Here is a 24963-nt window from a genome sequence, read left to right on the forward strand (position 1 = left end):
ATTACACGGCGCGAACCGTGCAACGTTGTTGTAATTCAGACAGTGAAATATCTGCGGCGAGACCCGCCGTCGGGCTTGTGGCGTTTGAAGCTCCGCAGGCGGCCGCAAGCGTGAGGTGATCTTTCCAGGCCGCGCCGGGCCGGGCGAGGAGGCTTGCGATGAGCCCCGCGCAGTAGGCGTCTCCGCTACCAACCGGACTTATGGTATCGACCACTGGCGGAGTGATTTCATAACTGCCCTCCGGGGTCAGCGCGAGCGTAGGCTCCCGGCCATCGGTAATAATCACGCATCGAACACCCTGCGCAAGCCAGGCCGCGGGAAGATTATTTCCCGACATCCCGCCGGCCTGCAGCAGCTCATCGCGGTTGATTTTTATGATGTCCGGCAAGGCTGCGGCGGACTGCAGCAGCGCCGTTCCGTGCGTATCCAGCAGGGTTAGCGCCCCCCGGTTTTTCGCAAGGGTTATCCAGCGGCCATACTCGTCCGGCATGATGTTTTTCGCCAGCGAGCCGGTACAGATAACGGCGCAGGGCCTGCTCCATCTCTTCGGCAAGCATTTCGTGCAGCCTGAAGAGCTCCTCCTTGCGCACTTCCGGCCCTGTGGCGTTATACACGCTGGCAGACTGCGGGGAAACCAGCTCGGTGACCACTTCGCATATCCGCGTGCTGGCGGCGGTCTCGCACCAGCGGCCGGGCAGCTTCTCCTGCGCCAGCAGCTCTCGGCAAAGGCGGCCCGTCGCGCCGCCCAAAAAACCTACCAGCAGCGGTGCAGGCGCCTTGTCCAGATGCTGACGAAGCTGAAGCAGCACTCTTGCCACGTTCACCCCTTTGCCCCCCGCCAGGGTTTTATCATCCAGCAGGCGGTGCACCTTTCCGGGCCGCTGGCTCTCCACGAGCAGCAAACGTTCTATGGCCGTATTCAGCGAAGCGATAATCACGTTCACAGTCGATTCTCCTGATTGGTGGCGATAAGCCAGCTTTCGCGGGCGATGGCGGCGGCGCCCGTGGCGACAGGTTCGGCAAGGTTGCTTACGAAAAGCGGCATTTCCCAACGGCGCCTGCGATGCTCAAGCATTTCAGCACGCTGGAATAGCGAGCCCATCAGCACCGCGTCCTGCGGGCGAATGCCGCCGATTTCACACATGCGATTGAGCAGCAGCCAGGTACGGTCTGCGATGTTGTTAAGCGTCGCCTGAACGAGGTCCGCCGGCTTCACGCCGGCATTTAAATGGTGCACAGAAAGCAATCCTTGTGCCTCATCTTCATCAATCGAAACCGCCAGTTCCGTCCTGCCGCCTTCGAGCAATAAGTCGCTAAATAACCTGTCGTAGTCACCTTCATAGAGCAGTTCCGCCAGCGTCTGAACGATCTTGCCGGAAGGGGTGGCGCAGCCCATCACATACTCGCCGGGCTGCCAGGTGCGTTCGATATCCACGCCCAGTTGCCAGGCGGTGGCGGTATCCGGGAAGCGCGGCGTGAGCACCATCAGATATTCGGAGGTGCCAATCGAGTCAAAAACGTGGGTGGGCTGGCGGCTTTGTACCGCCCAGGCGCCTACTATCTGATCGTGGCCGCCGGTAAACACGCAGGCCGCGGGACAGAGCGCGACGCCCGGAAGGCTCGTCGCCAGAATTTCGCCGCAGTGCTCTGCGGCGCCTGAGATTTTCGCGAAAAGCTCCGGCCACAACCCGAGTATCTCTAACGTTGGCTCATGTGGCCGCATGGACTGGAGATCGAAGCATTGAGAATGGGTGATTTGCGAGCTGCTGGCGCGCCATTCGCCCGTAAGCCGCCAGGCGACATAGCTGCCGAAATCGACCCACTGAGCAATCTCTTTCCAGATGTCCGGATGGTGCCTGCGCAGCCAGCTAAGGCGTTCCGGAGTCTGGTTTGGGCGCGAGCGCATGCCTGAAACAGCATAGTGCTCCCGGCTGTCCAGCCACCGATGCGTCTCTTGCGCAAGCGCCGTCTGCGGATATTTCTCCCACCATGCCAGAGAAGGGTAGATCACCTCGCCGCGGGCGTTGACGGCCACCGACTCCTCCTGGCCAAAGGTCCCGATCGATATTGCCGCCAGCGGGCCACAGGCTTTTGCCTCCTGTTGCGCATACTCCACAATTAATGTGGACAGGGTTTGCCACACCGCGCCTGCATCATGAAACGTCAGCCCGTCGCGACAAAGGACGGGCGTGCGGCACTTTTTCACCGGCAGCAGCGCGCCTTCCTGAGCGATGCCGATGATTTTTATATGGGTCGTGCCGATATCAATGCCGAGAAACCACATCGTGACTGCCCCCAGTTAAAGCCCCAGTTTGCCGGGATTAAGAATGCCGTTCGGATCGAGGGCGTGTTTTACCCGCCGAAGCAGCAGATGCGCCGAACCCAGCGACTCTCGCGCATACGGAGAGCGAACCAGCCCGCCGCCGTGGTGATGCGACAGTTCGGCCTTATGCTCAAGGCATACGCGCATGGTTTCGCGCCAGATAGTACGGAGTTTTTCTACCGCTGCCGTATCGTTTTCTTCGCGTCCAAGCAGGATCATGTACATAGATGTGCCCTGTGGATAGACGTGGGAGAAATGCGACAGCACCTCGCCGGCAAGGGGGTGCAGCGTTTGGGTTAAGTCATGATAGAGGCCGGCGATACCGTCCCAGGTATGAGCAACCTCAATGGTCTCGGCGAAGCCGCCATCGCTGTCGAGCAGTTTTTCCACCGTTGAAAAATCGAAGCGCCGATCCATCCATTTCAGCGCGCCTTCGCCGCCCAGCGATTTTCCGCCGTGACGTCTGCTGATAGCTAAGAAGGCGTCCATTTCCGCATGGGCCACGGCGTCAACGCCCTGGGTGCCGAGAAACATCACCGGTTTACCCTGGTCGGGGTTTTGCATGGCGTGGCGCGCCTCAGCCGTGTCGTACAGGCGCAGAAGGAAAGGACGCAAGCCGGCCATTGCCTGTTCGCGCATGATATTCAGTCCCGCCTCGACGGAAGGCAGCTCAAGGGTGTCGAAAAGCCGCGTCTGGGGCAGCGGGAACATCTTTAGCTGAACGGAGGTTACAACGCCGAGTGTGCCTTCCGCGCCGATGAACAGCTGGCGCAGGTCCGGGCCCATCGCAGCGCGGGGGGAGGCTTTCAGACGCACGCGCTCGCCGGTGGCGAGAATCACCGTGTATGCGGTAATTAAATCCTCAATGCCGCCGTAATAGGAAGAAAATTGCCCGGTTGCCAGCGTGGACAGCCAGCCGCCGACGCTTGACTGATAAAGCGACTGGGGAGAATGTCCCAGCGTCCAGCCCATCTCCTGCAGTTCGTCTTCAAGCCTGCCGCCGTTGTAGCCGGTGGAAACTTCCACCGTCATATTAGTGGTGTTGATTTCTCTGTTCTGCGCCATTTCACTGAGATCCAGCACGATTCCCCCGCGGGTCGGCAGCGGCTGGCCGGTCACGGAGGAGGCAAGGGCGCGCGGCGTCACCGGCGTATCGTTTTCGGTCGCAAGGGCCAGAATCTGCTGGATATGCCGTTCTTCAGTGGCCTTCACCACAACATCCGCCTGATAAGCATGGCAGCCTAAACGCCTGAGTTTGGTGGACAGCGGCCAGGTATCGTGGCTGGATGCCTGAAGCGAATCCGCATCCGTTAATACCTGCTTTTCAGGCACGATTTTTTTCAGTGCGGCAACCAGCTGCAAAACGTTGGACATACCTACTCCTTGTGCACAACTTTTAGAGGCTCCCCGCTGAATTTGTCAGGCAAAATCAGACGGGGCATAATTCATTGACATCGTGTTGAAGGCTAATATACGATCAATTTGCAGAAATCTGCAAATTGCATTTAACCGTTTTGACAACTTTGTGAAGGAGATCAACATGGATTCCCGCACCGGAAAAGCTGTTCGACTGGGTCGTATTTTACGTCCGGAAACAGGCTGCGCAGTGGTCGTCGCGGCATCGCACGGCGTGATGGCAGGCCCGCCATCCGGCCTGAAAACGCGCGGTGAAATTGAATCAGTCTTTACCCAGCTACGCGGTGCCGATGGGGTAATGGTGTCGCCGGGGATGATCCCGCTGGTTGAAAAGACTTACGTGGGCCGCGACCGGCCCGGCTTTGTCCTTCACCTGGACTGGAAGAACCATGCGCGCGGCATCTACACGCCGGGGAAGGACGGGCGATCGGAAGGCGTCCTGGCGCAGCTGGCGGATATTAGCGAAGTGGCGGCCTGCGGTATCGACGCGGTGATGACCTACATGTATCTGGGCCAGAAGGACACCGCGCTGGAGCAGGCGGAGATTGTCCGCAACACGCGCATTGCCCGCGACTGCGAACGGCACGGTATTGCGCTGATTATCGAGCCGCGTTCCGCGCTGGAAGGCATCGATCCGGACGCGCTTAGTGCGAAGGTGATGAGCATGTATTGCCGCATTGCGGCAGATATCGGCGCCGATCTGGTGAAGGCGCTTTGGCCCGGCTCCGTGGATGATTTTGCAGCGGTAACAAGCACTTGCTATACTCCGGTATTGCTTGCCGGCGGCGCAGGCGGTGAGGATCCGCAGGCTACGCTGCAGCTGGCGGCCGACGCCATGCGGGCAGGCGCGAAAGGAGTGATGTTTGGACGACGCATTTTCCGTGCGCAGCATCCCGCCGGGGTTCTCCGCGCGTTAAATGCGGTGGTGCATGAAAAGCAAAGCGTCGGGCAGGCGTCACGGCTTCTGGAAGGATAAGGGTTGACGGAAACAATGACGGTCATTACTGATAATGTTAAACAGCTTTCCCCGGTAGCCTTTATTGCCCGCACTATCATCTCCCGCGGGCTGGGTGGGCGTTTGCCCATCACCTCCTGGTTTCAGGAGGTGCTGGAAATAGGCTCCGGCACGGTGCAAAAGGCCCTGCAGGAGCTGAAAAAATCTGGCGCCGTCAACCTTGTTTCCCGCGGTCATCAGGGGACCTTCGTGGTCTCCTGGCATTTTTCCCTGCTCTGGGATGCGGCGCGTATGCCGCCGGTGCATATCCTTCTCCCGCCCCGCGGCTCCCGGGAGGCGACACAAATTGCCTGTGCCTTTGCGCAACAGTGTAGCCAGTGGGATGTGGTCGCGACGGCGAGCTACCTGCGCGGCGCGCATTCTCGTCTTGCCGCCCTTGAACGCGGTGCAGCGGATATCGTTTTGCTCTCTTCCGGCTCGGCGCAGATGCTGCTGGCGGATTCGCTGACGCAGTCCTGGGAAATGTTTGAGGTCGGCTGCGGCAGCTATTACCGGCCGGGAAGCCTGGTGGTTGTCGAAAGAGACGAGGGGGGTCGTGGTAGCCGTCCGCGCGTGGGGATTGACTGCCATTCAAGCGATCACCAGCGGCTCACGCGGGCGCAGTTCCCCGAACAGGAACACGAGTATGTGGAAGTCGATTTTACGCTGCTGCCCCGGCTGGTCTTTCAGGGAGAGGTGGATACCGGCGTCTGGCACCAGGAAACCTCCCTTATACCGCTTGATAAAGTGGGACTGTTGATTCATCCGCTGGATAAACCCGAATCGCTGGAGATGGCAGAGGCTATCTCCAGCGCCGTGCTGGTTGTGCGCTCCGCCTCGCCCGTAGCCCAGCTGTTGCGTCAGCTGGACTTAACTTTGCTCAGAGAACAGGCTATGGCGCCCGTGGACCACGACAGCACACATTTCAACAGCGTGCCCGTAGCGCTACGTTTTCTCTGAGATACGGTGATGGCGGCAAGCATCCTTGCCGTCCGCTATCAGAGGATTTACTTCAGCTTTCACAGGGCGGATAAGCGGCGGCGCCATCCGCCGATGGCATTGATGTTTACTCCAGCGCCAGCCTCGCAGCCAGCGCGGCAATTTCTCTACGCCACGCCAGCTGCAGGACCGGTTTCTGGTGTTTCTCCTTACGCGCCAGATCCTCAGCCAGCCGTTTTTCCAGCTCCACCAGCCGTTCCAGCAATAAATCCGCTTCGTTATTGATCGCTTTGTTTTCAGCTGACGGCTCGACAAGTGCCGCAATCCGTTCGCCGCTCTCTTCGAAGCTAAGCCGCGCATAAAGCTGTTCCAGATCGTGCCATTCGCTTAGCTCGCCGTTATCAATCAGCCAGAAACGGTTGCAGCTACTGGCGATGAGCGAGCGATCGTGCGTGACCAGCAGCACGCCGCCTTCGAAGCTCTGCAGCGCTGCGGTCAGCGCCTCTTTGCCCTCCATATCCAGGTGATTGGTCGGCTCATCGAGCATCAGCAGTGAATAGCGGGCAAGCGTCAGCCCGACAAACAGCAGGCGTGAACGCTCGCCGCCGCTCAGGGTACTGACGGTCTGCTGATGGCGCAGCCAGGGGAAACCGGCACCGATCAGCGCCAGCTTACGCTCCTGTTCGCTCAGCGATGCAAAAGGTTCGAGGGCTTCGGTCAGCGTGTCGTTATCCCGCAGCTGGTGCAGCGTCTGGTCGTAATAGCCCATCTGCGCACGAGAATGCAACACGGATATTCTCATCACTTTCCGGTTGCTGGTAATGCCGCCAGAGCAGGCGCAGCAAAGAAGACTTACCGCAGCCGTTGCGGCCGATTATCGCCACGCGATCGCCGCTTTTCACGCGCTGTAACGGCAGGTGGAATAGCGGTTCGGCGTCAGGTGCGGGGCGCACGCGCAGGTTTTCCATCTCCAGCAGCCGGTCGGCCTGGAGCCTTTCGCCATGCAGGACAAGCTGCCACGGATGACCGGCGCTCGGCTCTGTTTGCCCGTCCTTTAGCTTGTCGATGCGTTTTTCCATCTGCTTAGCCTTGCGCGCCAGATCCTCGTTATCGTATACGCGCCCCCATATCGCCAGCCGTTTCGCGCTGGCAGCAATGCGGTCGATCTCTTTTTGCTCTGCCTGGTGGCGATGGGCCTGCGTCCGGTCTCGCTCGTCAAGGGCTGCCCGCGCCGCGGAGCAGGACAGTTGGAAGAAGCTCAGCGTGCGGTCGCGCAAAATCCACGTGCCGTTGGTGACGTTGTCCAGTAGGTGTTGGTCGTGGGAAACCAGCACAAAGCTGCCGTTCCAGCCGCGCAGAAACCGCTCGAGCCACAGCAGCGTCGGCAGGTCGAGGTAGTTACTGGGTTCATCAAGCAGCAGCAGATCCGGTTCGGTTATCAGCGCACGTGCCAGCAGCAGGCGGGTATGCTGGCCGCCGCTTAGCGCGCCCGCGGTGAGATGCCGGTCCGCCTCGCTAAAGCCCATGTCGGCAAGCAGGGCTTCAGCACGCCAGCTATCGCCCAGGCGCGCTGGCTCGTCAATGCGCGCCAGCACCGCATCCAGCATGTTAAGGGGATGGAGCGATTCCGGAAGATGCTGCTCTACGCGCGCCATCAGGCACTGGTGCGCGCGGGTCACGCTGCCGCTGTTGGGCGAAATCGAGCCGTCGAGCAGCTTTAGCAGGGTGCTTTTGCCGCAGCCGTTATGGCCGATTAAACCCAGCCGGTCGCCTTTTTTAAGCGTAAAGTTAATGTCGGCCAGCAGCGGGCCAAAAGGCGTGTCGAGGCTAAGAGCCCGGGCGTTTAATAAGGTTGTCATAGTGCTTACTCAAGAGTTACAGGCGTAAAACGCCTTCGTCTATAAAACTGACGACAACTCAGTAAGCCTGAGGGAAGGGATAGTTTTGGTGATCTTCGCTCAAGCCGAAGTTATCGCAGCACGCTATCGATAACGCTTGAGCTATGACGATCGCCAAAAGTATGCGAACGGTTAAAGCGTTCACAAGACAGCATGGGATCCTCCTTATATTCAGCAAGTTGATGGGTGTGCGAATTGTAGGCATAAAACGGCCGACTGGCCACCTGTTAAATTTTGCCCGGGACGGCAGAGAGGTTGTATCAGGGCGGCAACGGAAAGCCGCTCGGGCCTGCGGATCTCTTCCTGTGCAAAGCGCTCGGTCTTTAAACCGATCCCCTGACCACCAGCTTCCAGTCAAGGATCTCATTTACCCTTTCCGCCTGCGGGTTATCGATTCTCTCCAGCAGCAGCTGCACGCTGCGCACGCCAAGCTGGTGCATCGGCTGTTCAACGGTGGTGAGCGGCGGGGTGGTGACCGCGCCAAAAGGCACGCCGTCAAAGCCCATAATCGCCACGTCTTCCGGTACGCGCAGCCCGTGCTCGTGGGCGTAATGCAGCGCGCCGCCGGCCAGCGCATCGGAGATAGCAAAAACCGCGTCCGGCGGCTCGGGCATGGTGAACAGCTCCGCCATGGCCTGCACGCCCGCCTGGTATTCCAGGCTGTCCGCATACACCACGGCCTGCCAGCCTAAGCCGCGGCCCGCCCGGTATCCCGCTTCGCGCTGCTGCGAATACAGATAGCGCAGGTCGCCGTTAATGAGCGCGATACGTTTATAGCCAGCGCTGGCGAGGTGATCGACCGCAGCGGCGGCGGCCTTGAAATTATCGATGGTTACGCAGGATGCGTTGAACGCCGGATCGCCTTCGCCGCACTGTACCCAGGGCGAATCGCCGATAAGCGTCGTTAAGCCCGGCAAGCAGCTGATGGCGTCCATAGTGATCACGCCATCGACAACCTTGCCGCTCAGCAGCTGCAGGTAGGCGGATTCGCGCGTCAGGCGGGATTCAGAATTACACAGCAAAATGTGGTAGCCGTGCTTCTCCGCTTCCTCTTCAATACCGCGAACCACGCGCGCGCAGAAGGGGTTGGTGATATTGGAAACCAGCACCAGCAGCATGCGGCTGCGGGCGGTGCGCAGCTGGCGGGCGAGGAGGTTCGGCTGGTAATCGCATGACTCAATGGCCGCCAGCACCTTCTCGCGGGTATCGGCCTTTACGCCCGGATTGCCGTTCAGCACTCTGGAAACGGTAGCGGTGGAAACCCCTGCAAGACGAGCCACTTTATCTATCGACATGCTGATCCTTTGGCCAGATTGATTATTTGTGAAGCACATTCCAGATCGCAATCAATAGTACCAAATAATTCCTCCGCATGATGGAAACCCCTCTGAAATCGATTACATTTTTAGTGAAGTGTTAATGTAATCGATTACAAAAATAACCTCTTACCCTTAATCAATACTCTGTCGCGGAGGATTTATGTCTTCTCACTCAGCCGTTGGGGCGCAGGTCATCACCCATAAATGGGTTATTCCACGCCTGTCGTTAATGATGTTTCTGGAGTTTTTCGTCTGGGGAGCCTGGTACGTTACGCTGGGCGTGGTGATGGGCAAATACGGCCTGAGCGCGGTCATCGGCGACGCGTACTCCACCGGGCCGATAGCCTCCATCCTCTCGCCCTTTGTGCTGGGCATGCTGGTAGACCGCTTCTTCGCCTCGCAAAAGGTTCTCGGCGTCCTGCATCTGGTCGGGGCCGCGCTGCTGTGGTGGCTGCCGGGCCTGTTCGAAAGCGGGCAAACCAGCCTGCTGTGGGTGGTGTTTGCCTATATGCTTTGCTATATGCCGACCATCGCGCTGAGCAATAACGTGGCGTTCCACAGCCTCGCGAACAGCGAGAAGGGCTTCCCGGTCGTGCGCGCTTTTGGCACCATCGGCTGGATTGTCGCCGGTTTAATCGTCGGGCTGAGCGGGCTTTCTGACAGCACCGGCATCTTTACCATGGCGGCCGTGGCATCGGTCATTCTTGGCATCTACAGCTTTACGCTGCCCAATACGCCGGCGCCGGATCGCGGCAAGCCGCTTTCGATGCGCGACTTGCTGTGCGCCGACGCGTTCGCCCTGCTCAAACAGCGCCACTTTATGGTGTTTATCATCTGCGCCACGCTGATTTCCATTCCGCTTGCCGCCTACTACGCCTACGCCGCGCCCTTTATCTCCGCGCTGGGCTTTGAAAACGTCAGCGGCGTGATGGCCTTCGGACAGATGTCTGAACTGCTGTTTATGCTGCTGATCCCGTTCTTCTTCCGCCGCCTTGGCATCAAAATGATGCTGCTGATTGGCATGCTGGCGTGGTTTGCGCGCTACGCCATGTTTGCCCTGAGCATCGCGGAGGAAACACGCTGGATGATTTACATCGGCATTATTCTGCACGGCGTGTGCTACGACTTCTTCTTCGTTATCGGCTTTATTTACACCGATAAGGTGGCGGGGGACAAAGTGAAGGGCCAGGCGCAGAGCCTGCTGGTGCTGTTCACCTACGGGCTGGGGATGCTGATTGGTTCGCAAATCAGCGGCGCGGTGTTCAACCGTTCGGTCACCGCCCAGGGCGCCGAGGCGCTGGCGCAGTGGCAGCAGTTCTGGTGGCTGCCGGCGATTGCTGCGGTGATCATCGCCGCCATCTTCTTCTTTACCTTCAACTACAAAGAAGGGGCGCGCGATGGCCGATAGGGCGCTGCGGGTGCTGGTCGTGGGCTGCGGCAATATGGGCGCGGCTCACGCTCAGGCCTATGCAGCGCTGGAGGCGTTTACGCTCTGCGGGCTGGTTGCCCGCGGAGCTTCCAAAGAGCGCCTGCAGGCACGGCTTGGCGAAAATATCCCGCTGTTCGAAGAAATGCACGACGCCATCAAACAGACCAGCCCGGACGCGGTCTGCATCGCCACCTGGCCTGACAGCCATGAGGTTTTAGCGCTGACGGCGCTCGCCGCAGGCTGCCATGTTTTTCTGGAAAAACCGCTCGCGACCACCCTGTCCGGCGCGAAGCGCGTGGTGGCGACGGCAAGGCTTGCGGGCAAACAGCTGGTGGTGGGCTACATACTGCGCCACCATCCCGCCTGGCGGCAGTTTATTGAGCTGGCGCAAAACCTCGGCAAGCCGCTGGTGATGCGCATGAACCTCAACCAGCAAAGCTCGGGCGGCGCGTGGCACACCCACAAAATGCTGATGCAGTCGCTGTCGCCAATAGTGGACTGCGGCGTGCATTATCTGGACGTGATGTGCCAGATGACGCAGGGCCAGCCCGCTTTCCGTCAGCGCCATCGGCGCGCGCCTGAGCGAAGAGATAGCGCCGCAGCAGTTCAACTACGGCCAGCTGCAGGTGCGTTTCGCCGACGGTTCCGTCGGCTGGTACGAAGCCGGCTGGGGGCCGATGATGAGCCAGACGGCGTTCTTTATTAAAGACGTTATCGGCCCAAAAGGATCGGCCTCGATCGTGGCGCGCGAAGCGGGCGGCGAAGGGCAGTCAGCAAGCGTCGAGGCGCACACGCGAACCGAATCCCTGCGCCTGCATCATTCACAGCTTAACCCGCAGGGGGAGTTTGCCTGTCAGGACGAGTGGATCTCCGCCGCCGACGAGCCGGACCACTTCGCATTGTGCCGCCTTGAGCAGCAGTTTTTTGCGCGCTCGGTCTTTGAAGACCTGGATTTAACGCTGCATCAGCAGCAGGCGATTGAAAGCCTGGCCGTGGTGCTGGCGGCCGATCTTGCGGTTCGCGAACAGCGCATGGTCAATATTAAGGAGGTGTTGTAATGAAAACCCTGAAAGGACCGTCTATTTTTCTTTCCCAGTTTATCGGCGAGCAGCCGCCGTTTAACTCGCTGGCAACGCTTGCGGCCTGGGTCGCAGGGCTGGGCTATAAGGCCGTGCAGATCCCCACCCATCTACCGCATATTTTCGACCTGCGCAAAGCGGCGGAAAGCCAGGACTACTGCGCTGAAATCAGCGGTACGCTTGCAAATTTCGGCCTGGAAATTAGCGAGCTTTCCACCCATTTACAGGGGCAGCTGATTGCCGTGCATCCCGCCTACGACTCAGCGTTTGCCGGGTTCGCTCCGCCGGAGCTTGCACACGATGCCGCCGCGCGTCAGCAGTGGGGCATCGCCTGCCTGAAGCAGGCCGCGCGAGCCTCGCAAAATCTGGGGCTAAAAGCTCATGCCACCTTTTCCGGCGCGCTGGCCTGGCCCTACTTTTATCCCTGGCCGCCGCGCAACGCGGCGCTTATCGACGAGGCTTTTAAAGAGCTGGCGAAACGCTGGCGGCCCGTTCTGGACAGTTTTGACGATGCGGGCGTTGACGTTTGTTTCGAACTGCATCCCGGCGAGGACCTGCACGACGGCGTCACCTTTGAGCGTTTTCTGACGCTCATTGATAACCACCCCCGCTGCAACATTCTCTACGACCCGAGCCATATGCTGCTGCAGCATATGGACTACCTCGGTTTTATCGATCTCTATCATTCACGCATTAAAGCCTTTCACGTTAAGGACGCGGAGTTTCAGCGCTCCGGGAAAAGCGGCGTGTATGCCGGTTACCAGCCGTGGACCGAACGTCCGGGGCGCTTTCGTTCGCTCGGCGACGGGCAGGTGGATTTTAAAGGTATTTTCAGCAAGCTTGCGCAGTACGACTATGGCGGGTGGGCTACGCTTGAGTGGGAGTGCTGTCTGAAATCGGGCGAGGCGGGCGCGCGCGAAGGGGCGAAATTTATCGCCGAACACATTATTCCGGTGGCCGATTACGCTTTCGATGATTTCGCCCTGCGCGGCGGCGAACAGGCGGCGCTACGTAAAATGCTTGGGCTGGAGGAGCAATGATGAAACGCATCCGGTTAGGTATGGTGGGCGGCGGCGAAGGTTCGTTTATCGGCGGCGTACACCGCATCGCCGCGCGGCTTGACGATCGGTTTGAGCTGGTCGCCGGCGCCTTTTCATCCTCGCCCGAAGTCGCAAAGCGCAGCGGTGAAGCGTTGTTTGTCGAGCCGGAACGCAGCTATGCAAGCTGGCAGGAGATGGCGCGGCAGGAGGCGGCGCGGGCCGACGGCATTGAAGCGGTGGCGATAGTCACGCCGAACTTTTTGCACGTGCCCATCGCCAAAGCGTTTCTGGAAAAAAAGATCCACGTCATCTGCGACAAACCGCTGGGCATTTCGCTTGCCGAAGGCGAAGAGCTGGCGCGCGTGCTTAACGCATCCGGCTGCCATTTTATTCTCACCCACAACTACAGCGCGCTGCCGATGGTACGCGAGGCGCGGGCGCGCATCGCCAACAGCGAAATTGGCGATATTCGCAATGTGGAAGTGGAGTATCTGCAGGGCTGGCTGAACGACAGGCTGGAACTCACCGATAACAAGCAGGCGAGCTGGCGCGGCAAGGCGCAGTTCGCCGGCGCCGGCGCGATTGGCGATATCGGCACCCACGCCTGGCAGCTTGCCGCCTTCGTGACCGGCATGGAACCAGAGTCGATTCGCGGTGAATTGCTCACGCGCATCGAAGGCCGCGAGCTGGACGATGAGGTCTACGCTGAAATGCGCTACGCCAACGGGGCAAGAGGACGGCTGTGGGCAAGCCAGGTGGCGCCCGGCTTTGAAAACGATCTGCGGATCCGCATCGTCGGCAGCCGGGGGAGCATGAGCTTTCGCCAGCAGCAGCCTGAAATTCTTGAAATTTATCCGCTGCACGGTAATAGTTACGTTGTCACGCGTAACGGCGTCAACAACCATGATTCCATCCGCCACCAGTGCCGCACGCCGGCCGGCCATCCCGAAGGTTATCTGGAAGGGTTTGCGCAAATCTACCGTGAGGCCGCGGTAAAAATACGCGGCGGCACTGCGCCGCTGCTGCCGGGGATCGTAGAAGGTTTGTCCGGCATGCGCTTTATCGAAACGCTGCGCGCCAGCAGCGACCAGCAGGGGGCATGGATGGAGTGGTAGCCAACTACCCGCTACGCTTACATAATCATTATTATCTTCTGAAAGGAATCCCATGCAGAGCTTTTACTCTCAACATGCCCGGTGCAGGGTTCGTTACCACGATTTGCCCGGCGGCGGCGTGCCTTTGCTGTTTATTCACGGCCTGGGCTGCGCTTCTTCTTATGAATATCCCCGGGTATTTGCCGATCCGGCGTTCGGCAACCGGCGCGGCGTGCTGATCGATCTGCCCGGCTGCGGGTTCAGCGAAAAGCCGGAAGAGTACTCCTACAGCACGAGCGACCAGGCATTAGTGGTGGCCGAACTGGTGGAACATATGGGGCTGCACCGTTTTTATCTGTACGGGCACAGCATGGGCGGCAGCATCGCAATCGAAGTCGCCGCGCTGATGCCGGCAAAAATCGCCGGTCTTATCGTCTCGGAGCCGAATTTCCACGCCGGAGGCGGCACGTTCAGCCGCAGCATTGCCGGGCAGGATGAAAGCGCGTTTGTCAGCCTGGGCTATGACGAACTGCTGGCTGCGGAACAGACATCGTGGGCAGGGAGTTTGCTCAGCAACGCCCCTTATGCCCTGTGGCGCGGTGCGGATAGCCTGCTCAAGGGCGTCGAGCCAGCTTGGTTTGAGACTTTCACCGCTATCCAGCTGCCGAAGTCGCTTATTTTTGGCGAAGCTTCTTTGCCGGACGCCGATTTCGACGCCGTGCAGGCCGCGGGCATAAACACCCTTGTTATTCCCAACGCCGGGCATGCTATGTCATGGGAAAACCCTGCCGGTCTCGCCCGCGCGCTGGCCAGCTGCTGCGGAAATCATTAAGCGTCGTCAGCCGCCTGCGGTGAAATAACGCACCCGGGCGCATAACGGCCTGCCCGAGTTGACCGTTTTCAGGAAGCCGCGCCTGAAACGGTCATCTCCAGGTCGTTTATCTGTAAATAAATCAGCTTCTTCCCGCCCATTTTATTGAGTGCCATCACAAAAAATGACCGTTTTGCCCGAATGGCGATTTTTGCTGCCTAAAGTGGTTACAAATATTTTACCTATTCATAACAACAGGCATTCACTCTGCACATACAGGAGTCGGTCATGACAGCACCCGTACAGCACCCAATGTATATTAACGGCCAGTTCGTTCACTGGCAGGGCGAACAGTGGATCGATGTGGTGAACCCCGCCACGGAAGAGGTGATTTCCCGTATTCCTGACGGCAGCGCCGCGCAGGCGCGAGAGGCCATTGACGCCGCAGCGCGGGCGCAGGATGCCTGGGAGGCGCTGCCGGCTATCGAGCGCGCGGGCTGGCTGCGAAAAATCGCGGCTGGCATCCGTGAACGCGCGGCGGCCATCAGCGCGCTGATCGTCGCGGAAGGCGGCAAAACGCAGCAGCTAGCTGAGGTTGAAGTAGCCTTCACCGCGGATTATCTCGACTACATGTCCGAATGGGCGCGCCGCTACGAAGGTGAAATTCTGCAAAGCGATCGTCCCGGTGAAAACATTCTGGTCTTCAAGCGCGCGCTTGGCGTTACCACCGGCATTCTGCCATGGAACTTCCCGTTCTTTCTTATCGCCCGCAAGCTGGCGCCAGCCCTGGTAACCGGCAATACCATCGTTATTAAGCCCAGCGAGTTCACGCCAAATAACGCCGTCGCCTTTGCGGAAATTGTTCACGCTATCGGCCTGCCGCAAGGCGTCTTTAACCTGGTGCTTGGCCGTGGCGAAACGGTAGGCCAGGAGCTGGCGGGCAACCCGAAGGTGGCAATGGTCAGCATGACCGGCAGCGTGGCGGCCGGCGAGAAAATCATGGCAGCGGCGGCGAAAAATATCACTAAGGTGTGTCTGGAGCTGGGCGGTAAAGCGCCGGCGATCGTGATGGACGATGCCGATCTGGATATCGCGGTGAAAGCTGTCGTTGATTCGCGCATGATCAACACCGGACAGGTGTGTAACTGCGCGGAACGCGTCTACGTGCAAAAGGGCATCTACGACGAATTTATCACGCGCCTGAGCGAGGCCTTTAAGCAGGTGAGCTTTGGCGATACCGGCGAACGTAACGACGTGGCGATGGGGCCGCTTATTAATGCCGCGGCCCTGCAGCGCGTAGAGCAAAAGGTGGCTAAGGCGGTGAGCGAGGGCGCGCGCGTGCTGACCGGCGGCAAAAAGCCGGATGGCAAAGGCTACTTCTATCCGCCGACGCTGCTGGTCGACGTGCGCCAGGAGATGGCGATTATGCACGATGAAACCTTTGGCCCGGTGCTGCCGGTCACCACTTTCGACACCCTGGAGCAGGCGGTGGCGATGGCCAACGACAGCGACTACGGCCTGACCTCATCCATTTATACCCGCGATTTAAACACCGCGATGAAAGCCATTAAGGGCCTGAAGTTTGGCGAAACCTATATCAATCGCGAGCACTTCGAGGCGATGCAGGGGTTCCATGCGGGCTGGCGTAAATCCGGCATCGGCGGGGCGGACGGGCGTCACGGGCTGAACGAATATCTGCAAACCCAGATGGTTTATCTGCAGGTATAGCTATTTTTTTACCCCCTCTGGCACAGAGGGGGTAAGCCGTGCGGTACCGCTATCAGAACGACATCGTTACGCCCGCATAATAGGCCCGGCCCGGCTCGTTGTAGGTCGAAGCGCCTTCGTTTTCACGGTAAATCTGCTTATCAAACAGGTTGCTGATGCCGGTATTGGCGCGCAGGTTTTTGGTTAGCTGATAGTTCAGCCCTACGCCCACGATGGAATAAGCGCCAACTTCTTTATCAGACATTGAGCCCGCTTCGGTGCGAATTTCCGCATACTGACGCGGTTTCTGGCGGCCATACATCGTCCAGGTGGTGTTGGCGGAAAGCTTATCCGTCACCTGCCAGTCAAGCATGGTATTCACGGTGTATTCCGGGATGATCGACAGCGGGTTGCCGGTCTTTTTGCTCTCGGACTTGATCATATAGGTGCCGTTGGTGCGCCAGTCCAGCGTGTCGCGAATAAGCGGCACCGTCAGGTTCGCTTCCAGGCCTTCCACTACCGCCTTGCCGCCGTTTTCCCAGCGCAGAACGTTATAGCCGTTTGAGGCGTAGCCGACGATGTCCGTGCCGGAAACGATTTTGTTTTTATAATCGTTTCTAAACCAGGTCACGCCCGCGTTATAGCCTGCCCGGGCAAACTCAAGGCCGATTTCTTTATTGATGCTGATTTCCGGGTCCAGATCGTCGTTGCCCAGCAGATAACAGCTTCCCGTCGTGATGGTGTTTGGACAGCCGTTGCCGCGGGTCGAAAGCAGATAGCCTTCGCTGGACTGATACAGGTTTGGCGCTTTAAAGGCGCGGGCGATGCCGGCTTTCAGCTTGAAGAAATCGCCCAGGCCCTGAGAAATATTGAGGCTCGGGCTCCAGTTGCCGCCGAACTGGTTGTGATAGTCAAAGCGCAGGCCGGGGATAATATAGGTGCTTTCGGCCGCTTCGATATTGTCTTCAAAATAAACGGCGCTGGTGCTGGCGCTATTTTTGGTGCTGCGCGAGGAGGGATCGCCCGAGACGCCGCCGATGTCCACGCCCGAGGCGGCCGTCGCGGTCATGGACGCCGGGTCGTTCAGCGCCTGGCGTTCCCACTCCGCGCCAAGCGTAACGGTCTGGTCGAACAGCAGGAATAACGGAACGTTCACCTCGGCAGTAGAGCGGTAATCCTCAAGGCGGCTGGTGTCGTAGGTGGTGTCGTTGATCATGCCTTCAACTTTGCCCGTAGAACCTTCTTTTAGCCGCGTGTTGTTGGTTTTCTCATAGTAGAAGCCGATTTTTGACTGCCCCCAGTCCCAGACGCCGTTGTGCGTAATCCCGTAGTTCTGGCGGTACAGACGGTTAGTTTCCTGGCCGTAAAGCTGCTCGATCAGGCCGTTCGGGCTAAGGTTCGCGTTGCTGTACTGCGTATCCCCCGCGTAGATATTGCCCTGGCGGCTGTAGCCGTACTCAAAGTCGAAAATCTGCGTTGGCGTGAGTTTCCAGGAAAGCACGGCGTTAATGTCTTTGTTGCGTACGCCCTCACGCCCGGCGGCATAGGAGCCGTTTTGCTGGGTGTTGATATCGTAAGCATCCGCGTCGGTTTTATTGATGTTGCCGTACAGGCGCATGGTGAGCGCGTCACCCGCCAGCGGGCCGCTCAGGTTAAAGTTAGCGCGCCTGGTGGCGCCTTCCTTGTCGTTTTCCGGCTGATTGGTATAGAGGGACAGTGCGCCATGCCAGTCGTTGGTCGGGCGTTTGGTGATGATATTAACCACGCCGCCCGCGGCGCCGGAACCGTAGCGGGCGGCGGCCGGGCCGCGCAAGACCTCAATGCGTTCGACCATTTCCGCCGGCACCCAGTTGCTGTCGCCGCGGGAATCCCTTTCGCCGCGCCAGCTGTAACGCACGGCGTTGCGCGAGGTGACCGGCACGCCGTCGACAAGAATCAGGGTGTTTTCCGGACCCATGCCGCGGATATCGATCTGGCGGTTGTTGCCGCGGCTGCCGCTTGCGCTGTTGCCGGTAAGGTTAACGCCGGGCATTTTACGAATGATGTCGGAGAGGTCGTTGACCGGGGGATCTTTTTTAATATCTTCGGCGGTGATAATCGACACGCCGGGCTGCTGTTTTAATTCCTGTTCAGCGGTAGCCTGTACCACCATAGTATCGCCGCCGTCCAGCATCGGCTCTTCCGCCGCCCAGACCCCGCTGCTGCAAAGCCCCGCCATCAGCACCGCCAGCCGACTCTTTGTGTAATTATTTTTTACATTCATGCGTGATATTTCCATATTGTGAAACAAATTAGCGCAGGGTTCTGGATAGTAATGATAATTGTTATCATTACAACCTCAGGCGGCAATCTTCATAATTTCCCCACATTTGACCCACAATCTTTACGTCTGAAAATTATTTTTCCATATTCATCAAATAATTATGATTATGTTAATTTGTTAATGATAATTATTTACTTTTGCTTGCAGATAATGATAATCATTACCACCTGAATGTTTGCCCCCCCAACAAGGAGATATATGTTTTCTTCAACGGAATTTGCAGCCCCGGCTAAACGCCGCGCTTTGCCTGTGCTTGCGCTCTCAACCCTGCTGTTTTCAGCTTCTCTATTCGCCGATACCAGCTTCACCCTCGATCGTAAACCGGTAGGCAAAGGCGCTTACGAGATGGCCGTTACCGGCGAGCCTTCGGCGCTGTACGTGGCGACTTCCCAGAGCCGCAAGCTGGACAAGGGCGGGGTGGTTTACCGTCTGGATCCGGCCACGCTTGAAATTACCCAGGCCATCCACAACAACCTGAAGCCGTTCGGCATGGCCGTGAACCGCACCACGGGCACGCTGTTCCTCGGCAACACCACCAGCAGCGCGGTGACCGCCGTTGATGTGAAGTCGGGCAACGTGAAGAAATCCCTGGTGCTCGACGAGCGTCAGCGTACAAAAGAAGTGCGTCCTTTCGCACCTCGCGAGCTGGTCGTCGATGAAACAACCAACACCCTTTACGTAGGCGGGCTGGGTCCGTCAAGCGTGCTGTGGGTGGTGGATGGCGATAGCCTGACGCTGCGCACCACCGTTGAAGGGCTGGGTAAAATGGCTACCGGCCTGGCTATCGACGCGAAGGCCGCCCGCATTTATATGACCAACGGCGATAATGAGTTCATCACCATCGATACCGCGACGAACAAAGTTATCGCGCGCAGCAAACTGGAAGAGGGTGAGCATTTCTACCTGAACCTGAGTCTTGATACCGAGAACCATCGCGCGTTCATCACCGACTCTAAATCGCCGCAGCTGTTGGTGGTGGATACCCGCAACGGCAAAGTGCTGAAGAAAATCGAGCTGCCGGTCTCGCTGGCCGTGCTGTATAACGCTCAGCGCAACGAGGTGTACGTCACCCACCGCGAAACGGGCAAGGTCAGCGTGATCGATGCGAAGACCTACCGGGTGCTCAACACCATTGATACCCCGACGCATCCTAACAGCCTGGCGCTGTCCGCCGATGGCCAGACGCTGTTTGTCAGCGTCAAGCAGCCTGGCTCGCGCGATAAAGAGCCGGCCAGCCCGGACGACGTAGTGCGTATTAGCTTTAAATAACCGCCTCTCTAAACAACCCTCAGCGTGAGGGTTGTTTTTTTACCTGCCGCCGTTAGCTAAAAATTAACTTAGCTTTGCCAGGCAAAAAGTCTATTCATATAAATATCGATTCTTTTAATTGTTAACATGCTGTTTCTATACTGCGGATCCACTTAACAATTAAGGGTACGCCGTTATGTCGATTAATGCTTCTCAGCCTGACAGTGAATTTCCTGACCTGACCATTCGCCGCGTTGCCGGGAATATCGGCGCCGAGGTTGTGAATGTTAAAATAACGCCGGATATCGATGCGCAAATATTTTCGCAAATAGAAGCGGCGCTGGTTAAATATAAAGTTCTTTTTTTCCGTAATCAGACGCAATTAACGGATGAAAGCCATCAGCAATTCGGCGCGCGCTTTGGCAAAATCGTGGCTCACCCTACCGTACCGTCGCCGGCCGGCACCAAACTCTTTGAGCTGGACGCGTCAAAAGGCGGCGGCCGCGCGGACTCCTGGCATACCGACGTCACCTTTGTTGAAGCCTTCCCGAAAATTTCTATTCTGCGCGGCGTGCAGATCCCGGCTTACGGCGGCGATACCGTATGGGCCAATACCGTTACCGCCTATGAAAACCTGCCCGCAGAGTTAAAACGCTTTGCGGAAAGCCTGCGCGCGGTTCACAGCAATGATTACGACTACGGCGCCGAGCGCGTGGTCGCGGAACAGCAGCGCCTGGATCACCATCGCAAAGTGTTCGTTTCTGCCGTGTATGAAGCCGAGCATCCCGTCGTGCATGTCCATCCCGTGAGCGGTGAAAAAGCCTTACTGCTGGGCCATTTCTTTAAGCGCCTCTCCGGCTTTAGCAGCCGCGAGTCCGCCCGTTTATTCGAGCTGCTGCAAAACCGCGTCATCCAGCTGGAAAACACCGTGCGCTGGCGCTGGCAGCAGGACGACGTGGTTATCTGGGACAACCGTTCGACGCAGCATTACGCCGTCAATGACTACGGCACGCAGCCGCGCCTGGTGCGCCGCGTAACCATTGAAGGCGAAGCCGCTGTTGCCGTCGACGGCAGCCGCAGCCGCACCATTGCCCGTCCCGAGCAGCCGTCTCCCGTCAGCGCCGTTGCCTGATTACCCATTCTAAAAAGGAACATAATGATGCAACGTCGAGATCTGTTAAAGGCGATGGCGGCCTTTGGGGTGTACGCCATGGTGCCGGCCTTTGCCCGCGGGGCAAACGGCGCAAAAAAATATGCTGGCGTGACGCTGAATGTCTCGACGTTTAGCACCGCTTACCCCACATTATTACGCCAGTGGCTGCCGGAATTTGAGGCGCTGACCGGCGCAAAGGTGAATCTTGATACGCCTGCTTTCCCGGTTTACAACCAGCGCGCGGATCTGGAGCTTTCCACTAAGGGAACGGCCTATGACGTGGTCAACGTCACCTTTATCTACAGCAGCCGCTGGATTAACTCCGGCTGGTTAACGCCGCTTGATGAGTTTATCGCTAACCCTAACCTGACCAGCGCCGACTGGGACGTGCACGATTTCCTGCAGGGCGGCATAGCGCCGGAAACCGGGCGCGACGGCAAGCTGTACGGCATTCCGTGGGTCGTGGAGGGCATGTTAGCGGGCTCATCGCGTTTTGATCTGGTGAGCGAAGCCGGCTTTACGTTCCCGGACACTACCGATGATTTAGTCAGGGTCCTGCAGGCGGTAAATAAAAAGCAGCGCGTTGCCGGCTACGTAACGGACAGCCACTACGGCTGGACGTTTATCCCTTATCTGCAGGCCTTTGGCGGCAACGTGTTCCGCAACCCGCCGGACGACCTGTTCCCGACGCTCGATACGCCTGAGGCGGTGGCGGCCGCGGATTACTTCGCCCGTCTGATTCGCGAGTTCGGGCCAAACGGCGGCCTGACCTATACCGCAGACCAGTCGACGCAGGCGCTGAAGCTTGGCCGGGTTAACTTCTCCGATTCAAGCCTGGCCTACCTTGCGCAGCTGGGCGATCCGGCCTCTTCCCGCACCCTGAAGACCGCGAGCTTCGGCCAGGTGGTGCAGGGGCCCCGCCGGACGCTTCCCCGGCATGGCGGTGCATGCGCTGGGCATACCGACCGGCTCGAAAAACAAAGAGGCCGCCTGGGCGTTTATCCAGTGGGCGCTTTCAAAGCAAACCACCCAGCGCGCCGTGCAGGCCGGGTACGGTTCGCCGACCCGCCGCAGCGATATCCTTTCTCCGGCCTATCGAAGCAAGCAGATCATCAACGGCGTGGATTTAGCCGGGCTATCGCTGAACGCCATGGAGCGCGCGGCCCAGGGCGGATATATGAAGTACCGCACGGTGGACGTCTATCCGCAGGTGGATCAGCAGCTTAACAAAGCTATTGCGCTGATTGTCTCCGGCCAGCTTTCGGCAAAGGAGGCGATGCAGCAGGCGCAGACCGCTTCCATTGCCGATTTGAAACGCGCGGGCGCGAAGATTTAAGGAGCGACTATGCACGCTAAGACCAGCTGGCGCAGCCAGCAGCGTAACGCTTACCTGGCGGGGCTGATGCCGTCGCTGGTGGTGCTGACGATTATTACTTTATTGCCGGCCGTGGCCCTGATTGTCACCAGCCTGACGCCGCTTAGCCTGACCAATCCCCAGGCGACATTTCAGTTTAGCGACCCGCTAATTAATTATCGCCAGCTGCTGGACGACCCGCGATTTATTCATTCCGTTATCACGCAATTAAAAATGTCGCTGGTCAGCGTGTTATTTCAGGTGGCTATCGGGCTGGGGCTGGCGTTATTACTTAACGGATCTTCGGCCTGGCTGCATACCGCCAGAACATTATTTCTTATTCCGATGGTATTGCCGCCCATTATTGTAGCGCTGATCTGGAAAATAATTTATACGCCTGATATTAGCCCGCTGCATCAGGTCTTAGAAATATGGGGCATTACGCTGCCCTCGCTTATTGCCAATCCGGCTACCGCGCTTTGGGCGATCGTGGCGGCGGATATCTGGCAGTGGTTTCCCTTTACCATGCTGATGGTGCTGGCCGCCCTGCAGATGGTTCCCAAAGATCCGCTGGAGGCGGCAAGCCTTGACGGCGCAGGTTCGGGCAATATTTTCCGCTACATCGTCTTGCCCTACATCAGGCCGGTGCTGGTGGTCTGCACGCTGTTCAGGCTTATCGACAGCTTTAAGGCCTTTCCGCTGATTTATGTGTTAACCGACGGCGGGCCGGGGTCGGTCACCGAGGTGACCAACTATTACGGTTTCATTCAGGCGTTTAACTTCTCGTACTGGGGCTACGGCAGCGCGATCGCGGTAGTCATTCTCGTCGGGGTGTTTGTGTTGAGCTATATCGTCGGCAAAGCGGGGTGGAGCGATGAGCGAAAAGCTAACGCTTGAGAGAATTAACGCGCAAGCGGCGCGCAGACGCAGGCCGTTTCGCCTGCGCGGCGGGCGGGAGGCGGCGGTCTGGCTGCTGCTGCTCGCCGTACTGGCTCCGTTTCTGTGGATGGTGATTATGGCCTTTCGCCCGGCGATGGAGGTATTTGATCTAACGCTGTGGTTCACGCCGACGCTTGAGGCGTTCCGCTCGCTGTGGCAGGGCAATTTCCTGCACTCCTTTGGCAACAGCCTGCTGGTCAGCACGCTTTCTACCGGCCTGTCGCTGGTTATCGGCGTGCCCGCCGCATGGGTTTTAACGCGCTGGCAGTTTCCGGGCCGTCAGCACGTAGCGCTGTGGATTCTGGTTACCCGCATGGCGCCGCCTATCGCCTTTACCATTCCGTTTTATCTGGCGTGGCGCTGGCTGGGCTTGCAGGACACGGTGCTCGGCCTTGCCATCGTTTACCTGACGTTCAACCTGGCGATCGTTATCTGGCTGATGCAAACCTTTTTCGCCGCGGTGCCGGCGGCCCTCGAAGAGGCCGCCTGGCTTGACGGCTGCCCGGTCTGGCGAACCTTCTGGAGCATCACGCTGCCGCTTGTGGCGCCAGGCCTTGCGGCTACGGCGATCCTCTGTTTCATCTTCTCGTGGAACGATTTCTTTTATGCCCTGATCCTGACGCGCACCCAGGCGGTTACGGCTCCGGTGGCAATCGTTAATTTTCTCCAGTACGAAGGCTGGGAGTGGAGCAAGATAGCCGCCAGCGGCACGCTGGTTATGCTGCCGGTAGTGGCGTTTACGCTGCTGGTGCGGCGCTATCTGGTTCACGGCCTGACCGCTGGCGGTCTGAAGGATTAAACAATGGCGACCATTACGTTAAGCAGTATCCATAAGCGCTATGAAGATAATGTGATTATTCAGGGGCTGGATTTAACCATTCGCGAAGGCGAGTTCGTCGCGCTCGTGGGGCCCTCCGGCTGCGGGAAATCCACCCTGCTGCGCATGATCGCCGGGCTGGAAAGCATCAGCGAAGGCGAAATCGCGCTCGACGGCGAAGTGATCAACGATATCTCGCCGCAGGCGCGTAATATCGCGATGGTCTTTCAGAACTACGCCCTGTACCCGCATATGTCGGTGGCGGACAACCTCGGCTTTTCGCTGAAGATGCAGGGGGTGAAAAAAGCGTTGATTGATGAGCGCGTCGCGCAGGTTGCGGTAACGCTCGGCTTATCCGCCTTGCTGAAACGCAAACCCGGACAGCTTTCCGGCGGCCCAGCGTCAGCGCGTGGCGATGGGGCGCGCCATTTTGCGTAATCCGCGCGTCTTTCTGTTTGACGAGCCGCTGTCGAATCTCGACGCAAAATTACGCGTTGAGATGCGAACGGAAATTAAAGCGCTGCACCAGCGCCTGAACGCCACCATGGTTTATGTGACCCACGATCAGGTTGAAGCTATGACCATGGCCGACAGGATTGTGGTGCTAAAAGACGGCGTTATCGAACAGGTGGGCACGCCGCTTGAGCTTTACGACCGGCCGCGCAATGCCTTCGTCGCGGGCTTTATCGGTTCGCCATCCATGAACCTGCTCAGCGGCAGGGTCGATCGCGAATCAGTGGTGACCGACGACGGGCTGCGTCTGCCGTTAATCAACGTTCCTGCCGAAATCCAGGGAAGGCGCGTGCTGTATGGCGTGCGGCCGGAGCATTTCGCCCAAGTGGCGCAGGGCGGCGTGGCGGCAGAGGTGAACGTGGTGGAGCCTACGGGCGCGGAAACGCAAATTGCCCTCAGCATCGGCAGGCAAAAGGCCATCGCGGTATTTCGCGACAGGGTGCAGACCAGCCCCGGCAGCGCGCTGCAGCTGCTGCCGGACGTGCGCCAGGCGCATTTGTTCGATGAGCACAGCGGGGCGCGCATCAACTAAGGTTCCAGGCGCTAAACCCTCTCCCTTTCGGGGGA

The 24963-nt window shown here is 58.6% G+C and carries 20 protein-coding genes and 4 pseudogenes; 17 read left to right on the plus strand and 7 right to left on the minus strand.

Annotated elements, in window-relative coordinates:
* Nucleotide 1: 1 nt before the first annotated feature.
* Genes WLO32_RS09775 through WLO32_RS09790 form a run of 4 tightly spaced genes read right to left on the minus strand, consistent with a single transcriptional unit; the run spans nucleotide 2 to nucleotide 3697 of the window.
* The gene (locus WLO32_RS09775) at nucleotides 2–466 is read right to left on the minus strand and encodes a PfkB family carbohydrate kinase (protein ID WP_435948276.1); all 465 of its coding nucleotides are present in this window, start codon (nucleotides 464–466) and stop codon (nucleotides 2–4) included.
* Nucleotides 357–944 (minus strand): hypothetical protein, encoded by a 588-nt coding sequence (locus WLO32_RS09780; protein ID WP_435948360.1) that lies wholly within the window; start codon nucleotides 942–944, stop codon nucleotides 357–359. Before WLO32_RS09780 ends, WLO32_RS09775 begins: the two co-directional genes overlap by 110 nt.
* Nucleotides 941–2284 carry an FGGY-family carbohydrate kinase gene (locus WLO32_RS09785; RefSeq protein ID WP_435948124.1) on the minus strand — a complete coding sequence of 448 codons (1344 nt, stop codon included), beginning with the start codon at nucleotides 2282–2284 and terminating at the stop codon, nucleotides 941–943. The genes WLO32_RS09780 and WLO32_RS09785 overlap by 4 nt, the downstream gene beginning before the upstream one ends.
* A 15-nt stretch (nucleotides 2285–2299) precedes the next feature.
* Entirely contained in the window at nucleotides 2300–3697 is a 1398-nt protein-coding gene (locus WLO32_RS09790) for an FAD-binding oxidoreductase (protein ID WP_435948125.1), read from the minus strand.
* A 166-nt stretch (nucleotides 3698–3863) separates the two neighbouring features.
* Between WLO32_RS09790 and WLO32_RS09795 the strand changes: the two genes are divergently transcribed.
* Nucleotides 3864–4715 (plus strand): class I fructose-bisphosphate aldolase, encoded by an 852-nt coding sequence (locus WLO32_RS09795; protein WP_435948126.1) that lies wholly within the window; start codon nucleotides 3864–3866, stop codon nucleotides 4713–4715.
* Between the two features lie 15 nt (nucleotides 4716–4730).
* Nucleotides 4731–5693 (plus strand): YhfZ family protein, encoded by a 963-nt coding sequence (locus WLO32_RS09800; protein ID WP_435948127.1) that lies wholly within the window; start codon nucleotides 4731–4733, stop codon nucleotides 5691–5693.
* A gap of 106 nt (nucleotides 5694–5799) precedes the next feature.
* Here the strand turns inward: WLO32_RS09800 and WLO32_RS09805 are convergent.
* A pseudogene (locus WLO32_RS09805) lies at nucleotides 5800–7531 on the minus strand (ABC-F family ATP-binding cassette domain-containing protein).
* A 362-nt stretch (nucleotides 7532–7893) separates the two neighbouring features.
* Nucleotides 7894–8865, minus strand: coding sequence for a LacI family DNA-binding transcriptional regulator (locus WLO32_RS09810; RefSeq protein WP_435948128.1), 972 nt, complete (start codon nucleotides 8863–8865; stop codon nucleotides 7894–7896).
* 184 nt (nucleotides 8866–9049) lie between these two features.
* Here WLO32_RS09810 and WLO32_RS09815 point away from each other — a divergent pair, with 184 nt between their 5' ends.
* From WLO32_RS09815 to aldA, 7 genes are all read left to right on the plus strand, one after another.
* Nucleotides 9050–10297, plus strand: a complete 1248-nt coding sequence (locus tag WLO32_RS09815; RefSeq protein WP_435948129.1) for an MFS transporter — start codon at nucleotides 9050–9052, stop codon at nucleotides 10295–10297.
* The gene (locus tag WLO32_RS09820; RefSeq protein WP_435948130.1) at nucleotides 10287–11024 is read left to right on the plus strand and encodes a Gfo/Idh/MocA family protein; all 738 of its coding nucleotides are present in this window, start codon (nucleotides 10287–10289) and stop codon (nucleotides 11022–11024) included. Before WLO32_RS09815 ends, WLO32_RS09820 begins: the two co-directional genes overlap by 11 nt.
* Nucleotides 10996–11376, plus strand: a complete 381-nt coding sequence (locus WLO32_RS09825; RefSeq protein WP_435948131.1) for a hypothetical protein — start codon at nucleotides 10996–10998, stop codon at nucleotides 11374–11376. Before WLO32_RS09820 ends, WLO32_RS09825 begins: the two co-directional genes overlap by 29 nt.
* On the plus strand, nucleotides 11376–12437 hold the full coding sequence (locus WLO32_RS09830) for a sugar phosphate isomerase/epimerase family protein (RefSeq protein WP_435948132.1): 1062 nt from the start codon (nucleotides 11376–11378) through the stop codon (nucleotides 12435–12437). Before WLO32_RS09825 ends, WLO32_RS09830 begins: the two co-directional genes overlap by 1 nt.
* Entirely contained in the window at nucleotides 12434–13552 is a 1119-nt protein-coding gene (locus tag WLO32_RS09835) for a Gfo/Idh/MocA family protein (RefSeq protein ID WP_435948133.1), read from the plus strand. The genes WLO32_RS09830 and WLO32_RS09835 overlap by 4 nt, the downstream gene beginning before the upstream one ends.
* A 52-nt stretch (nucleotides 13553–13604) precedes the next feature.
* Nucleotides 13605–14363: an alpha/beta fold hydrolase gene (locus WLO32_RS09840; protein WP_435948134.1), complete on the plus strand. Its 759-nt coding sequence runs from the start codon at nucleotides 13605–13607 to the stop codon at nucleotides 14361–14363.
* A 267-nt stretch (nucleotides 14364–14630) separates the two neighbouring features.
* Complete coding sequence (gene aldA, locus WLO32_RS09845; RefSeq protein ID WP_435948135.1) at nucleotides 14631–16070, plus strand: aldehyde dehydrogenase; 1440 nt, start codon at nucleotides 14631–14633, stop codon at nucleotides 16068–16070.
* Nucleotides 16071–16122: 52 nt separating this feature from the next.
* Here aldA and WLO32_RS09850 read toward each other — a convergent pair whose 3' ends face one another.
* A complete protein-coding gene (locus WLO32_RS09850; RefSeq protein ID WP_435948277.1) occupies nucleotides 16123–18267 on the minus strand; it encodes a TonB-dependent siderophore receptor in 2145 nt (714 codons plus the stop codon).
* A 303-nt stretch (nucleotides 18268–18570) separates the two neighbouring features.
* Here WLO32_RS09850 and WLO32_RS09855 point away from each other — a divergent pair, with 303 nt between their 5' ends.
* The 8 genes and pseudogenes from WLO32_RS09855 (at nucleotide 18571) to WLO32_RS09890 (ending at nucleotide 24928) form a co-directional block, all read left to right on the plus strand.
* Nucleotides 18571–19641, plus strand: coding sequence for a YncE family protein (locus tag WLO32_RS09855; RefSeq protein WP_435948136.1), 1071 nt, complete (start codon nucleotides 18571–18573; stop codon nucleotides 19639–19641).
* A gap of 175 nt (nucleotides 19642–19816) precedes the next feature.
* A complete protein-coding gene (locus WLO32_RS09860; protein ID WP_435948137.1) occupies nucleotides 19817–20752 on the plus strand; it encodes a TauD/TfdA dioxygenase family protein in 936 nt (311 codons plus the stop codon).
* 78 nt (nucleotides 20753–20830) lie between these two features.
* Nucleotides 20831–21565: pseudogene (locus WLO32_RS09865) on the plus strand (ABC transporter substrate-binding protein); the annotation flags it as partial.
* 145 nt (nucleotides 21566–21710) lie between these two features.
* A pseudogene (locus tag WLO32_RS09870) lies at nucleotides 21711–21761 on the plus strand (hypothetical protein); the annotation flags it as partial.
* A gap of 189 nt (nucleotides 21762–21950) precedes the next feature.
* Nucleotides 21951–22109, plus strand: a complete 159-nt coding sequence (locus tag WLO32_RS09875) for a hypothetical protein (RefSeq protein WP_435948361.1) — start codon at nucleotides 21951–21953, stop codon at nucleotides 22107–22109.
* A gap of 9 nt (nucleotides 22110–22118) precedes the next feature.
* The gene (locus tag WLO32_RS09880; RefSeq protein WP_435948138.1) at nucleotides 22119–23024 is read left to right on the plus strand and encodes a carbohydrate ABC transporter permease; all 906 of its coding nucleotides are present in this window, start codon (nucleotides 22119–22121) and stop codon (nucleotides 23022–23024) included.
* Nucleotides 23002–23865, plus strand: a complete 864-nt coding sequence (locus WLO32_RS09885; RefSeq protein WP_435948139.1) for a carbohydrate ABC transporter permease — start codon at nucleotides 23002–23004, stop codon at nucleotides 23863–23865. The genes WLO32_RS09880 and WLO32_RS09885 overlap by 23 nt, the downstream gene beginning before the upstream one ends.
* A gap of 3 nt (nucleotides 23866–23868) precedes the next feature.
* A pseudogene (locus WLO32_RS09890) lies at nucleotides 23869–24928 on the plus strand (ABC transporter ATP-binding protein).
* Nucleotides 24929–24963: the final 35 nt, after the last annotated feature.

Origin of the sequence: Dryocola mayonis (assembly GCF_051307045.1) — a bacterium.
Lineage (GTDB): Bacteria > Pseudomonadota > Gammaproteobacteria > Enterobacterales > Enterobacteriaceae > Dryocola.